We start from the raw sequence: 15,806 nt of genomic DNA on the forward strand, positions 1-15,806 counted from the left end.
GAGGGATTTAGAGTGAACATTCGCAAATACGTTGTAGTATGCACGACTCTTTTACTATTAGCACAATGGCTACCCGTTACTATCAGTCAGGTCTATGCAGAAACGAATGGACCAGTAGATGAGCAGGCACTCACTGCTTTTCGCAGCCATCTACCAGATTATGTAGCAATGAGTACCAATACTGTTACACCGGTCGAGGAAGCACCACCAGCAGTTCAAGAGTTTTCATTTGTAGAAAAGACTTCTCGGACAGGCACAAATCAACCGGTTATCTTACGTTTTACAAGTACCTATCCTGCAGATGAGGTTCTAGTACGGATACCGAAGGAAGGCCAAGTATTGGCAAGTTATTTTTCTGATGGGGAGTCCATCACGCATTCCCATGGAGAGTACTGGACGCTTCACACCAAAGGACAACAAACAGAATTTACTCTTCCTGTGGTGTTTGAGACAGCGGGAAACTACTTCTTGACTGTCGATCATGACGCGGATCATTTCTATTTAGAAGTAGAGGAAAGCACTCTAAAATCAGAGGACCAGAAATCTTCTGATATAAAGGATCAAGAAAATACTGATTTCAAAGAGCCGCCACTTGAAAGTCAAGATGCAGAAGTGATGAGTGATATTCCCGTTGCAGTTCAACCAGTCATTGCAGCTGAGAAGAACCTATCGATACCCGAAGAACTAATTCAAACAGAAACAAATCGGATTTTGAAAGCCTCTGTTGATCCTCAGACAAGGTCAGCTCCAATTAGAAATTGGTCTCAATTTAGAAGTGCATGGAATGACCGAAATACTTCCTCAATAGTACTTACTGAGTCAATTTCCTTTTCTGGCTCGATTTTAGGAAGTTCATTAAACACCAGAAACACCTCGGTGAATATTATAGGCAGACCCGCAACTCAAGCTCGTGTAGTACTCAATATGTCTGGCTCTAACAATAATTTAGAGCTGAGTGGAGCAGCTACTTTAGAAGTAAGTGATTTTTCTTTATTGGGGGGAGACAGCAATGATCCTATTATTAAACATAATGGTAGCGGTCTAGTTGATATAAATAATATGCTTGCAGCATATAATAACAATGCATCTATTATTCATGCTCAATATATTAATCTAAGAGGATACTTTGACTTGTCTTCACCTTGGGTTGGTCCTGCGATATCTTTGGTTCGTAGTGGAACACTAACTATAACTCCAGCACCAGATAGAAGAAGCTATATATCATCTAGGGATGGTGTTGCCAATAATGGTATAAAACCTATTGAATCTGACTCTTCCAGCAGGATTATAATAAATGCAAATAGACTGACAATGGCAATGAATTCTTCTACGCCTAAGTCATCTTGGCATTCTGTCAATGCCACTCTCACTGGGGTGAATGGCTCACAAGTACTAACTAGTGAATCGGATCCAAATGACTTTGAAGAACGTTACACCCAACTGTTCAGAGAATCATGGTATAGCACACTTATATTTAATGGATCTGGGATTTCTTGGGTCGCTCCCCCGCGCCCTTCCTATGTACTTTCCTTAGAAGCGAGTCCTACTGTTGGGGGAATGCCTATGGCAGAAACAACAACGATTATTCAAGGGGAGACAACCATGATTCATGCGAATCCAGCGGAGAGATTTGACTTTCTTCGTTGGGAAATAGTATCCGGAACCGGAAGCCGTATTTTAAACCCCACAAATGCAACGACTACTTTTACAATGGGGACTACTGATACAGTTGTACAAGCAGTCTATCAAAAGAAACAAGGGGGAGACATAACGGTTGAATATGTCGATAATGCTCTAAAGGAACTGGCAGAACCAGAAATTATCAGCGGGCTGATTGATGAAGAATATGAGACGAAGGCCAAGGAAATTGAAGGATATTCTTTAACGGAAATACCCACAAATGCATCAGGACAATTTACCGAAGAGGCCCAGACTGTTACTTATGTATATACTAAAGATACTCTAGATCCTGTGTTACCAGTCGATCCATTGGCACCTGACCAAGAAGTGGATCCGGAAAATCCCCCAGAACTTCCTGAAGACCAAGGAGCACTCAGTATTGATTTTGCGTCACATTTTTCGTTTGGAACCCAAGGCATTTCTGCACAGACCAAGTGCTATTATGCCCAACCGCAACGCTTGTTGAATCTGGACGGCACCGTCAATGACGCCGAAGAACGACCAAATTATATCCAAGTCAGTGATCGTCGTCCAGAAGAAGAGCGCCACGGCTGGCAATTAGCAGTTACACAAAATAGTCAGTTTATGGATTCTCAAAATAATCCACTTAGAGGGGCGCGATTGTTGCTTAATAACCAACAATTTGCGTCTGTCCAAGAATCCAGCGAACCGATGCTACAAAATCAAGACGGCGTGGTCTTGATCCCAGAAGAAAAGACGCCCCTTGTGCGCGCACAAGACGGCCAAGGCTCAGGCACGTGGGTCTATCGTTTTGGTGATCGAGAAAGTGCAGGAGAAAGTGTTGCCCTTGAAGTGCCGCCAACGGCGGATCCAAGAACAACAACCTATCAAACGACCCTCACCTGGGAATTAAGTGCTGTCCCCGACAATTAGCCGAAAAAGAAAAGGGCCGCGGCTCTTTTCTTTTTCTTCGTAGAAAGGAAAGAAAAAAGATGCAGACTTTATTTCATCAGTTGATCTTTACTACCAAGACCAAACGTTGGCTGATTTTGTTGGCAACCTTAGAAGAAGAAGAACACGTCATAGCCCAGAATCTGATCGAACAAACCGGCTTTGGCCGACGAACGATTCTAGAGGATCTGAAGGCGATCAAGGTCTATTTTAGTGACTCGATCCAATTGATTGGGGATGGGAAGGGCTATCATTTTTCGTTTCTTGACCCAAAGGGGTATTATAGGATGAAACAAGCACTACTGGATGAAGAGAAGCTTTTTCTTTTTGTGGATCAGTTAGCTTCCGGAAAGTGTTTGGACAATCAGCAGTGGGTCGCTTCCCTCGGGATTTCTAATACAGGATTTCAGCGGATGAAGCGGCAGTTTCAAACGGTGTTAACCAAACACTATGGAATAAAACTTAGATCTAAAACCAATCAATTGAGTGGGAAAGAAGCGGGGATCCGCCAGTTTCTCTATGATTTTTATTTCACTTTGCCCTTATACCCTACAGTTCTTCAGGAACACATTCGATCCCTACATCAGGGAAAAGCAACTTTTAAAGAAGGTCCTTGGCATTTGGACCCCACGCTGTTCAATCAATGGCTGAAACTGATTCAACTTCGGATCGACCAAGGCTATTTTTTACCGGATCAAGGCATACACAGAGACCTACAAACGGCACTTGTTCAGGCGTTGGATCAACAAGTGAACCTTGCACTTCCAGATCCAGAAAAAGCGGCATTGTTTTTGCTTTCCCTAGATGAAAACCAATTTCTGACCCCTTCGACTCAACGAGCCTTTATCCAAACCTTTTCACCAACAAAGGAGCCATACAGGCTAGTACGTGAGCCCGAAGGGCTGGCCTATCAGCTGTTTGATACCTTGCTTTGTTTGATGGAGAGGTTCTTCCAACTGCCACCTCTTGAAGAAGAGATACAGGAAAGCCGAAAGAAGGACGTGTTGTTAGCTACGTTCATGAGACAGTTTTCTGCCCAGAAAAAGCGATACAGTAATACCATCGCTGTTTCTTATGACTTGACGGGTCCTTCAGCGTTAAAGCATTGGATCAAAACAGAAGTGGAAGCAACGGGGAACGAAAGAGGCCTCCATTTTATCGATGCCCCTTTGGCGAACCACCTAGGAGTCCTTCGACAGATCCGAGTAACGAATCAAGCACAACAATTGAATTCTACCGGGGAGATTCAATTGCCAACATTTCCTACCAAAGAAGTGATTCAGCGGGTATTGTCTGGTTATTCTTAACAAGTATTAAAAAAAAACGAGTGGAAAAAGTGAGGAGATAGGGATGCGCGAATTACAAATTGCTTTTATTACAAATGCCGAGGTTCGACGATGGATGCGAATCTTGACTATTATTGAACGAGAACACCATTTTACGATCGTGGCGTTGAGTGAACGCTTGATGATCTCCCAACGAACGATGGTCAAAGATATTCAAGCAATCAAAAGTTACTTTGGGAAGACCATTGAATTGCTTTCACTGTATAACGGTTTTCATTTTGACGAACGTGACCGAGTAGGGTACCAAGAAAAGAAAGAACAGCTGTTAGAGAACGAAGTTCTCCTTGAGATTGTTGGGACGATTTTTTACGGAGAACCTGTCGCACTGGCTGATTTGGCACACCAATACAATTACGCAGAAAGTACACTGCGTCGATTTTTAGTAAAAATTGAACCGATCTTGGCTGAATACGGCCTATCATTGACCCTTACCCCCGTGAATGTTGTAGGGGAAGAAATCAATATCCGCAAGTTCTTTTTTGATTTTTATTACAGCAGTGAACAGACACCCTTTACGATCCGTCCCCCCGAAGGGCTGCATCCATTGATTCTAAACGAACTATCTGGCAAACTGGGGAGTTATGAGTTGGGGACAGGGACGACCGTTTCTGCTTTTTATTACCATCTGTATATCACGATGGTTCGCGTCAAACAACACCAGTTTATTTCATTGCCTGAGGGGTTAAAGAACGTCGATTATCAGGAAAAAGATTTTCAGCTACTTTATTCTTTACAAGCGAGGATCCATGAGGAATATGAGATCTATCTGCCAAAGGAAGAATTCGCTTGGGTCCATCTATCGGTCATTTCTAAGCGAACGATCCATCGTGTGGATCAAGAACGCACATTCAGTCAACGATTCAACCAGTGGGACGGCCTCGAACAAGTGGTATCAGATTATCTGTCGGATCCCTTCTTTGACCAATGGGCTACCGACACGTTAGGGGGATTTATGACGTCGTTTTTGGTCTCACGTCTGATGAATGAAGCGCTAAGTCCAGTTTTAAATAAAGAATTAGTGGAAGTTCGTCAGATGGTTAAAGAAACCTATGGGCAAATTTATGAGATCAATGACTACTTCTTACAAACGCATGCCCAGGTTCTCCCCTTTTCCGCAGCTACCATTGAAGATGTGGCGGTCAGTTTTACGTTATACATGGACATGTTGTTTCGTTATTACCAACCTGTCAAACAGGTTTTGTTTTTATTAGAAGGTGATTATTTAGTGGTTCAATCAATCCGGCTACAAGCCCGAGAACTTTTGAGCGCGCATAATCACTTACTCTTTATTCCACTGCAGGAGTTGACGCAAGAACGCTTGAATGACGAACAGATTGATTTGATTGTGACAAACTACCGCCCGTACCTTTTAGATTATGTGCTTAAAACGGAGTATGTTCTGATGAACAGTATCCCCACCGATCAAGATTGGGCACGGGTCAAACATCAGTTGAATCCATTGATCGATCGGATCGTTTTGTAAAAGAAAGAAGGAAAAGAAGGATGACAGGATTTACGACAAAGGAGGCCTATTTACAGGGCTTTCATAAAATTTTTGAAGCAGCAGAAAAACGAGAAAGCCCAGTCCTAAAGGACTATTTACACACGCAAACGGACCGATTGGAGACCCTCATTGCACAACTCTCTCAAGATAATTTTTGGCAAGCCTGGCCAGAGATCTTAGGGATCGATGCGAAGCTGGGAATTGTCTCGGAATTGCTTGTCTTTGAAGATTTTTCAAATGAGGAAATCATTCGAATGGTTGAAACGGATTATCGCACCTATTTCAAAGAACTGTGCGGGTATGATCACAGTATGGAACCGAAACATTCCATGATTTTCAATGTTTTATGATGGATCAATGGGGGACCGTCCCAATCGTTAGGAAAAAGATTTTGTAGAGTGTTCAAAAACTAAAAGTTATTGCTTCTTTTTTATTGTTCCTTTAGCAGTTAACTTAATTAGGTTCAGTAAGATATTTTCCTAGAGTCCAACAGAGTATACCCTGGTGGTCTTTCTGTTTAGCTGTTGAACACTTAAATTAGAAAATGACATCGAAGTTGAGCAGGAAAAATAAAAGGTAAGGAACAAAAACTTAAAGATTTTTGTTCCTTATCTTCTCTTTTTTTGCGCGCTAATTATTCTCTCCCATTCATTCTGATGAATTCGTGATTTTATTTCTTTTTCAGGATTTACTTTCTAAATATGCATGACGAGGTGAAAATTGTGATTTTTAATATTGAATAAATTATTATAAGATAATGAATATAAAGAAGGTTGAAAGATAAGCCTTTTTTGTACGCTAAAAATTATTAAAAACCATCGTTTTTGGGAGTACAGCAAAAATAGACATCCGGACTTATCAGATGTCTAAAGTAATGTTGTTAAATTGGGGTTTCGATAACTTGATACATATAAGTATTCGTTATTCCAAAAACGATAGTTTTTGAGATAGATCTTAAAGGAGGAGGGAAGATGCGAAAAATAGTCGGTCGTATGATTGGTCTGCTGGCCCTAATCATAGCGCTACAATTTCCGTTACATGTGTATGGTACACAGGTCCAATCCGTCGAGTCAGAAGGATCTATTGGATTTTCAGGAACTTATGATCCGATCGGAGCACCAGATCCACCTCCCAGCACCAGCCCACAAAAGCCAGGAGGCACTTTGCCGAAAACCAATATGATTGGTAGCTCACTTGGACTATGGATCGGCAGTTTCTTAGTGGGTGGCGTTTTATTAGTCTTAGGGTACAAAAGAAGAAAAGCAACACAAAAAACAATTAAATGAAAGTAGGAATTTAAGCATGAAATTTATTCGTTTAGCAACTGTAGCCGCATTATCAACAACGATTTTCGCAGGAGGAGTACAAGTCTTTGCTGAAGATACAGACCAAGATTCAAAAGAAGTACGTAAAACAACAACGACCGGTCAGGTCACCTTCACTCCAAATATTGAAGACACAGTAGTAGAACCTGATCCGGAAGGTCCAGAGGTGACGATTCCACCAATTCCTGGTACAGGACCACTAACTATTGCAACAGTTCCAACAATGAACTTTGGGACGAAAGTGATCTCAACTGCGGATGAACATTACAATATGATTGCTGAAATGCAACAGAAAGCCGGAACAACAGGCGAAGAAAACATGATTCCTTATATCAGTATGGCACAAGTTCAAGACACCCGCGGAACGAATGAAGGATGGGAACTGAGCGTGAGTTTAAGTGAGTTTCAAGCAGAAACTGATACCCTAAATAGTGTGTTAAAAGGTGCCCAAATCACGTTACTTGATCCTTCTCTTCGTTACAGTGTGAATGATGCAGATCAGGCACCAACGATTCACGCAAGTGGTTTAGAGTTGATTCCAAATGAAGATGCCGTGCCGATCATGACGGCTGCTAACCAAAAGGGTGGCGGAACTTCTTCCGTTGTTTGGGGAGATCATGATGCGCTTGCAAAACAAGTGGAAGATGGGGTAGATGTCGTTGAAAATACGGCGATCCAACTGTTTGTTCCTGGCTCGACCGCCAAAGATGCGGTGACGTATAGCTCAACATTGACATGGGAATTAGAACTAACACCTGAGAATGAGGTTTAAGAAGTAACCATTCCTATTTCCATGTTCCATTAGTCACTGGCAGCGTTACAGATTTCTGTGACGCTGCTTTTTTAGAAAGGATTATGACAAATGATACACAAACAATCGATGCAAAAAGGACTATGGCTGCTTATAGCGCTTTTCTTTTTCTTGCCACATCCGACAGTCCAGGCCGAAGAAGCGGGTTTGAATACGTACGTTACCCCTCTTTTTCCAGAGAGTCAAGTGGATGAAAGTAAAGGATACTATGAATTGTTACTCTCTCCTGGGCAAAAAGAGACTTTGCGACTAGAAGTCGGCAATTCCAGTTCAGAACCAATCAACGTTCAGGTGACGCCGCATACGGCTTATACTAATACTTTGGGGAATGTCGAGTATGGTAAAGATGCTGAAGAAGTGGATCCAACCTTACCCTACTCTTTGGATGAGTTGATGACTCCTTCGGAGGTCATTACTGTAGCGGGAAATGAAACAAAGGTCATAGAAATTCCTCTTCAAATGTCTAAAGACGCCTTTGAAGGGTATTTAGCGGGCGGTTTAAGGATCACCGAAGTAAAAGAAGAGGAAGATAGAGATGCTCCAGAAGGAGAAGGCGTAGCTATCAAGAATGAATTTGCCCATGTGGTAGGTGTGGTCGTCAGTAATACCCGAGACTCGGTGCAACCGGAGTTGGAACTATTAGATGTGTTTGCGGATCAATTGAACTATCGAAATGTGATCAGTGCCACGCTACAAAACTTTACGCCCACTTTTGTCAATCAATTGGCGGTGGAAGCTACCGTGAAACGAGCAGGGGAGGACGATGTGCTCTATAAGGCTGAGAAAGAAATGATGCAGATGGCCCCAAATTCTAATTTCAACTTCCCGATTTCTTTAGAAGGCGACCGTTTTCGAAGTGGGAACTATGTCCTAGAATTAACAGCTACATCGGGAGAGAATGAATGGTCATGGACGCGTGAATTTACGATTGAAGCCGATGAAGCCCGCAAGTTAAATCGAGAAGACGTAATGATTGATTCTGGTGTCAATTGGTGGATGATCGGTGCGATTATTTTGCTCATTTTAATGCTTGGGCTTGTTCTTTACCTGATGTGGCAAAAGAAAAGAGCACGTGAAAGCGAAGAAGAAGTATAGAGAGGAGGATTCCATGAGAAAGCTAATGAAAAAAGGAACGCTCATTTTAGGGACGATGATTCTTGTTCTGCATGCATTCCTCCTGCCAGTAGGCATCGTCTATGCGGAAACCACGGATAAAAAAGAAGCGGGGCAAGTGCAGGAAGAAGAACAATTGGCACTTCCATCCATAAAAAACTATCTAGAAGTGGAAAAGGAAGGCAATCCTCGCTTTTCCTTTCCTCGCTCTCGCCTTCAAGGAACGGTTGAAGAGCCATTGAAGGTGACATTTGTTTCAGATCAAGAGGTGACAGAGGCAAGAATTACCCTTCCGAAGGAAGCAAAGCTGGTAAAAGACCAGTTACAAGCTGGAGTTACCGTCAACCAAGAAGAAGAATCAGATGAATGGGTGATTCAAGCGGAGCGTGCGCAACAAACGTTTGTGCTTCCAGTGGTATTTAAATCTGAAGGTAATTATGATGTGTCCGTCGAAGACGTAACTGCGACACTTGAAATATCGGAAAAGGAAGAAACGGAGACTGAAGATCAATCAGAAATGAATCAGGATTCATCTGATGAATCAAATGAAGAACATGAGCAATATCCAAATACGACTAAACAATCAGAAGAAAAAGAAGCGCCTGTAGCAACCGAAGAATCGAAAAAGGAAGCTATTCCTTCTGAGAACGAAACATTCAAACAGGCAGTCTTTGATGGAAATACAGAAGAAGTCTCAACAATGGCTGCATTCAGAGAAGCAGTCGCAAATCCTGAAGTCAGCATTATCTCTGTTCAAGCGAATTTGTCAGAATCTGTCGCAAATATTATGCATGTGAATCGTCCGTTACTTATCCAAGGGAATGGGTATACTTTGACATTTGGAAATAATGGATTTTATTTTCAATTAGAAGCTGTAGAAGAAGTGACTACCTTCCGAATAGAAAATGCGACAGTTACAAAAACAGGCACAACACCTTTAGTCAATTCAGCAACAGATGTCAGTCACAATTGGATCTTAGAAATAGAAGATGTAACAGAAGTCAATGCAAATACGATGCGTCTAGCATCAATTCCAGAAGGTATGGTTCAATTTACAGGTGGTATGAGTAATTTTACACGCACAAGTTCTACAGAAACTTTTATTGAAGCAAAAGAAGTCAAAGCAATCAATCAAGCGCAGGTAACGATTAGTCGAGGTAACTCCACAATTTTTCTGGCAGCCGCGACGGTTTCTGAACCTAAACTAACAATTGAAAACGACGCAAATTTATCAATTACTACGACTTCGGGTGTGGCAAATACAATTGATTTTAGAGGAGAAAATGCGGAAATTGCACTACAATCTGGTGGGTATTTAACGATTAGTACAGTAGGAACGGCTACTGCTCCTACTGATATAAGGAATAATACGATTGCTTTGACTGGAGCAGGACCGAAAATCACCGTTCGTGATAAAAGCAATTTGACTACGACAAGTACTGCTGCTAAAAGAGGGTTACATCTATCCGGAAATAACCCACAGGTGATCGTGGATGGTTCGAAATTATCTGCGAACTCAGCCACACAGTCAGCAATGAATCTGTCAGGAAATAAACCTCAAGTAATGGTGGATAGCTCAGAACTATCAGTTATCTCTACCACACAGTCAGCAGTAAATTTATCAGGGGATGAACCATCATTTTCTGTAACGAATAGTCATACTGACATTCGTTCTACAACAGGAGCCACACTCTCCTTGGCAGGTATGTCACCTATAGTCAACTATGTGGGATCTACAGGTGGTTTAACAAGCACTACTGGTCAACGGTTAAATTTGATTGGAGACAATCCTCAGTTATCATTGGATCAGACCCAATTGTCAATCTCAGCTACAACTGGTCGTGGAGTGTATTTAGAAGGAATGACACCACAAGTCTTATTAAATGAAAGTAACATTGAAATAACAGACACTGGTGCTTCTCAGGGAATGATTTTAGTTGGAGCAGATGCATTACTCTCGTTAGAAGAGAATAGTAACTTAATAGTGAATGGAGCAGGTACAGGAATACTCGAAAATATTCAAATTGGCTCCAACAATCCTCGTCCAGAACTCTCACTGATTGGTGCTTCTAAAGTGACGGTCACTACCACGAGTGGTATAGGTAGCGCTTCTGATACGGCTAATAATGCTCTACACTTGCGTGGCGAGCAACCAAAAATGACGATATCAGAAGAATCAGAGCTTAATATTTCGGTAACTTCCAACGCACGACGAGGAGTGTATTTAAATGGAGTAAAGGCTGATCTAACAATTAAGGACAGTCAATTAAATGTAAATACATTGACAGGACAGGCCTTAAACCTTAATGGAGACGAGGTCGCCTTCTATACTACAAACAGTAAAACCACCCTAGAAACTACTAGTGGTACAGGTATTAGTTTTTCCGGTAAAGATTCCTCTTTACAGACCACAAGTGCAGACATGACCATTCAAACCACTAGTGGTACAGGTGTTAGTTTTTCCGGTAAAGATTCCTCTTTACAGACCATAAGTGCAAATATGACCATTCAAACTACTAGTGGTACAGGTGTTGATTTTTCCGGCGAAAATCCAGCTATACGAGCTATGAGTACAAATATGACGATTCAATCTACTACTGGACAACGGATGAATCTTATTGGTGCTTTGCCTAAACTAGTATTGGATAACAGCCATCTAAGGATGGATGCTACGACTGGACGAGGGGTTTATTTGCAAGGTACCACTCCACAAGTACTTCTAAATGAGAGTGATATTGAAATGATAGATACTGGTGCCTCGCAAGGAATGATTTTGGAAGGTACAGATGCCTTACTTTCTTTAAAAAATAATAGTACCTTCAATATTTCTGGTGGTGGAACAGGTACTACTGAAAACATTCAAGTCGGTAATAACAATGCAAGACCTAAGATAAACTTAGAATATGGCTCAGAATTAGGAGTAACTACTACTAGTGGATCAGGTGCCGGATCTAACACAAACAATAATGCACTCCATCTCAGAGGAAGTGATCCAGAACTAAATGTAGCAGACAAATCAAGCATTTCTATTGATGTTACTTCTGGCAATCGCCGTGGCATAGTGTTGACTGGGAATAATTCATCCACACTCGTTGAGTCTAGTGATGTAAGTTTGAAGTTAGGAGGTAGCGGCGTAGGTTATTCTGCAACTGGAGCTACTAATAAATTAGCCATTTCAAAGAGTAAGTGGGAGGCGAACGGAGGCTCCGGACACAATATTCATATGGACGGGGACAATAGTATGGTATTACTTGATAACTCTGATGCTATTTTTGAAGCAGCCAGCTCTGGTAGGAATATTTGGTTAGATGGAGCAGATTCAGTTCTAGCTGTAGAAAATGGCGCTCAGTTAAATGCAAAATCTGAGGATGCCAACAGTATAACGATACATGGTGCACGGGCATTATTACAAATGAGCGGTTCTAAATCAAACATGGACATTGTTAGTAATGTCAGTGAGGCTGAGTTAAATGCAGCAGTTTTTTTAGGTGCAGCTACTACAACTGCGGGAGCTACAAATCCTAATGCAGAAGTTAGATTGACTGAAGGTGCAAAAATGAATGTACATGCGAATCGAGCCTCTGCATTAAGTTTACTTAGTTCGAATGGACAATTTAACCTATTAAATCTATCGGAATTAAATTTAACAGCAGGGAACACTGATTCATCAGCCAACGGTGCAGTTGCTGTCTTACGTTTTATACGTGCAGGAGGATATCAGTTTACAATAGACAATGCAAAAATGAACATAAGTAAATCTGGAGGAAGAACACCAGGTATTCGTATGTATGGTGGTAATAATCATATTTTAGTTAGGAACGGAGGGCAATTTTTCATCTATAATCCTGGAGATGGTGTCCCTAGAGATCAAGACACGTCCTCTGGCTTGGCAAATCAAGGGGTACATTATCCTAGGACCGGGGGTAATTCTTTTGTAGTTGATGGTTTGGGTTCTAAAGTTCAAATTATTGCGGACAACGGTGCAGCGATCGATATGGAAAATCAGGCGGGAGAAATTGAAGCACGAAATGGTGCTACTTTCATTGCCCAAGGACGAACAGCAACAGATGCGGGAGGGATTTTCAATGCTGGAAATTTAACTGTTCAGTTTGATAATCCGTTATTTATGGACTTTAGAAATACTCGTGTCGGTGGTGGGAATATATTTAATGCTAGTAGTGGATCGACATTAAACGCAATAAATAGTGATTTATCTGTTTGGAGAAAAGGCGCTGATTTAAATGGAGACCCAAATTTAGATTTCCGAAGTATTGATTATTCGTTTACTGGAACAAATTTTAATACGTTAAGAGAGACAAGTGACCCCACACAACTAAATACAGAAGTATTTGGCAACACAGGTTTAACTGCGTATAGTCGATTAAGTAGTAATAATGGGCGCTGGGCCATCGCAGATGAGCTGAGAGTACCAACCAATGCTGATAAGAAAATCTATGGGCGCGTGAGTCTTCCTGTAGGACTAGATGATAGCCGTCCAGCGTGGGATGATGAAGTGATCGTGACAGTCGAAGTAGAAGCTCCATCAGGACACACACAAGACTATACGACTAAGACCGTCGGTCATTCAGACGAATCACCAGGTATCAGTATCTACGGAGAAGCCCCACGTGGCGGACTTTTTGAAATTACCTTACCTGCCCCCCTTGAAGCGGGATCAAAAGTTCGAATCAGCCATGTAGAATTAACAAGTGGAGAACTGACCGAAGGCTTTGACCATCAGATTCTAACGAACACTGTGGAAGTCTTTCCAATTGTCCCTCCGGTACCTGCGAAATTCTCATCTTCTATCATTGGTGAAAATAGTAAAACCATCCAAGGGATTTCAGAAAATAAAGAGGTTGAAGTGACCGCAACGCATAATGGGCAATCCTTTGATACGTCGGAGGTCACTGTTAACGATGATGGCAGATTCACGCTTGATCTAAGTGAACTCGTACTAAAAGAAGACGATGAAATTCAAATATTTTTACGGGATAATGCAGGATCCGCAAAGGCCGCAGAGGTCGTTGCTCCACCTGAAACAAATAATGATCGAGGTAATATCAATCCGGCAACCGAGTTACTGTTTCATGATGTGGCATTTGAACCAGCGACGATTTTAACGGTTGGGAATCTTGGTCCTGTTTCACCGGTAGATCCGATGAATCCAGAAATTGAAGTAGATCCAGAAAATAAACCTGAGCTGGAAGAAGAACAAGGCTTATTAAGTATTGATTTTGCTTCTCAATTCACATTTGGCGAACAAGCAATCTCTACGCGAACGAAGCGGTATTATGCGCAACCTCAACGCTTGTTAAATCCTGATGGAACCGTCAATGAGGCTGAAGAGCGACCAAACTATATCCAGATCAGTGATCGACGGCCAGAAGAGGGACGTCACGGCTGGCAATTAGCAGTTACGCAAAACAATCAATTTACGGATCTACAGGAAAATAAACTAAGAGGGGCGCGTTTGTCTTTAACTAACCAACAATTGGAGTCTGTTCATGGAAGCGACGAACCAATATTGTATAATCAAGACGGTGTCACCTTAATTCCAGGAGAAAAGACTAAACTTTTGACCGCGCTCGATGGCCAAGGAGCAGGTACCTGGATCTATCGGTTTGGTGACGGTGAAAGTGCAAGCGAAAGTGTGGCACTTGAAGTCCCTCCAACCGCGAATCCAAGAGCAAGCACATATGAAACAACACTCACTTGGGAACTAAGTGTAGTTCCCGACAATTAGTCACAAGAAAGAGAAGGGCTGCGGCTCTTTTCTTTTTCTTCTTAGAAAGGAGAGATAAAATATGCACATTTTATTTGATCATTTAGTCATGGCGGATAAGACTAAACGCTGGTTGGTCTTATTGGCAACGTTAGAAGAAGAGGAACACGTTATCGCCCACACCTTAGTTGAGCAAACTGGTTTTGGGCGACGGACGATTATTGAGGACATAAAGGAGATCAAGGACTACTTTGGTGAGAGGATCCATTTGATCGGTGATGAGAAGGGCTATCACTTTTCCTTTCTTAACCCTAAAGGGTATTATAAGGAGAAACAAGCGTTACTGGATAAAGAGAAACTTTTTCTCTTGGTGGATCAGTTGGCTGCGGGAAAGTGTTTAGACAATCAACAGTGGGTGGCACATCTTGATGTTTCGAGTACAAGCTTTCAACGGATGAAACGACAGCTTCAAACGTTATTAACGAACTATTATGGGATAAAAATTGAATCTAAAACCAATCAACTATGGGGGGAAGAAGCGGAGATTCGCCAATTTCTTTATGATTTTTATTTCACCTTACCATTGTATCCCAGGTTTCTTTCAGAACATATTCAGGACCTATATCAGGAGAAAGTGGTGATTCGAGAAGGACCTTGGCACCTAGACCAAACTTTGTTTAATCAATGGCTGCGAATAGCCAAGCAACGGGTTGACCAGGGACATTGCTTACATGAAAAAGTGGCATATAAACAAGTTCAGACGACTCTAACCCAGGCTTTGGATCAACAGGTCAGTGTGGCTCTTCCAGGATCAGAAAAAGCCGCGTTGTTCCTCCTCTCATTAGATGAACGCCAGTTTCTGAACCCTATGACACAACAAGTATTTATCCACACATTTTCACCTGTGAGTGAGTATGAGTTACCAATGCGTGAGACCGAAGGTCTGACTTATGGTTTTTTCGAAACACTCCTCTTTTTAATGGAGGCCTTTTTCCAGTTGCCTACACTTGAAGCACCAGCACAAGTGCCGTATGCAAGCCGTGAGAAACCGTCTCCTTTAGACGTACTCATGAAACGTTTTTTAGCCGAGAAGAAAAAATATAGCCAGACGATTTATGTTTCCTATCAGCTAGTAGGCCCACGTGCTTTGACACGATGGATCAAACAGGAAGTTGAAACGATTTTAAAAAAATCTGGCTTACAGGCGGTTGAAGCTGCCCAAATGAATCCGCTCGGACTAGTACGCTATGTACAAATCGTGAATCAACCACAAGCTAGAAACGCTCGTGCAACGATTGAACTTCCCTACGTACCTAGCAAGGAGAAAATCGCTGAAGTGCTCTCTGTATTTTCTGAGTCAAGATGATTTAACGGTCAGGAAAGATAAATA

The 15,806-nt window shown here is 41.9% G+C and carries 9 protein-coding genes; all 9 read left to right on the plus strand.

What is annotated here, in order from left to right; translation table 11 throughout:
* Window positions 1-12: 12 nt before the first annotated feature.
* The 9 genes from IGJ00_RS15590 to IGJ00_RS15630 all read left to right on the plus strand — a co-directional run bounded on the left by IGJ00_RS15590 (window position 13) and on the right by IGJ00_RS15630 (window position 15,782).
* Window positions 13-2,574, plus strand: a complete 2,562-nt coding sequence (locus tag IGJ00_RS15590; RefSeq protein WP_438844616.1) for a WxL domain-containing protein — start codon at window positions 13-15, stop codon at window positions 2,572-2,574.
* A 59-nt stretch (window positions 2,575-2,633) separates the two neighbouring features.
* Window positions 2,634-3,899, plus strand: a complete 1,266-nt coding sequence (locus IGJ00_RS15595) for a helix-turn-helix domain-containing protein (RefSeq protein ID WP_438844617.1) — start codon at window positions 2,634-2,636, stop codon at window positions 3,897-3,899.
* Window positions 3,900-3,942: 43 nt separating this feature from the next.
* On the plus strand, window positions 3,943-5,421 hold the full coding sequence (locus IGJ00_RS15600; protein ID WP_438844618.1) for a helix-turn-helix domain-containing protein: 1,479 nt from the start codon (window positions 3,943-3,945) through the stop codon (window positions 5,419-5,421).
* 20 nt (window positions 5,422-5,441) lie between these two features.
* Entirely contained in the window at window positions 5,442-5,792 is a 351-nt protein-coding gene (locus IGJ00_RS15605) for a DUF7006 family protein (RefSeq protein ID WP_438844619.1), read from the plus strand.
* A gap of 621 nt (window positions 5,793-6,413) precedes the next feature.
* Window positions 6,414-6,728 (plus strand): LPXTG cell wall anchor domain-containing protein, encoded by a 315-nt coding sequence (locus IGJ00_RS15610; RefSeq protein ID WP_438844620.1) that lies wholly within the window; start codon window positions 6,414-6,416, stop codon window positions 6,726-6,728.
* A 16-nt stretch (window positions 6,729-6,744) separates the two neighbouring features.
* Window positions 6,745-7,539: a WxL domain-containing protein gene (locus tag IGJ00_RS15615; RefSeq protein ID WP_438844621.1), complete on the plus strand. Its 795-nt coding sequence runs from the start codon at window positions 6,745-6,747 to the stop codon at window positions 7,537-7,539.
* Between the two features lie 90 nt (window positions 7,540-7,629).
* Complete coding sequence (locus tag IGJ00_RS15620; RefSeq protein WP_438844622.1) at window positions 7,630-8,673, plus strand: DUF916 and DUF3324 domain-containing protein; 1,044 nt, start codon at window positions 7,630-7,632, stop codon at window positions 8,671-8,673.
* 13 nt (window positions 8,674-8,686) lie between these two features.
* Window positions 8,687-14,437: a WxL domain-containing protein gene (locus IGJ00_RS15625; protein WP_438844623.1), complete on the plus strand. Its 5,751-nt coding sequence runs from the start codon at window positions 8,687-8,689 to the stop codon at window positions 14,435-14,437.
* A 61-nt stretch (window positions 14,438-14,498) separates the two neighbouring features.
* On the plus strand, window positions 14,499-15,782 hold the full coding sequence (locus tag IGJ00_RS15630; protein WP_115357199.1) for a helix-turn-helix domain-containing protein: 1,284 nt from the start codon (window positions 14,499-14,501) through the stop codon (window positions 15,780-15,782).
* The last annotated feature ends 24 nt before the right edge of the window (window positions 15,783-15,806 follow it).

This window comes from Enterococcus sp. AZ062 (assembly GCF_051715065.1).
GTDB lineage: Bacteria > Bacillota > Bacilli > Lactobacillales > Enterococcaceae > Enterococcus_B > Enterococcus_B mundtii.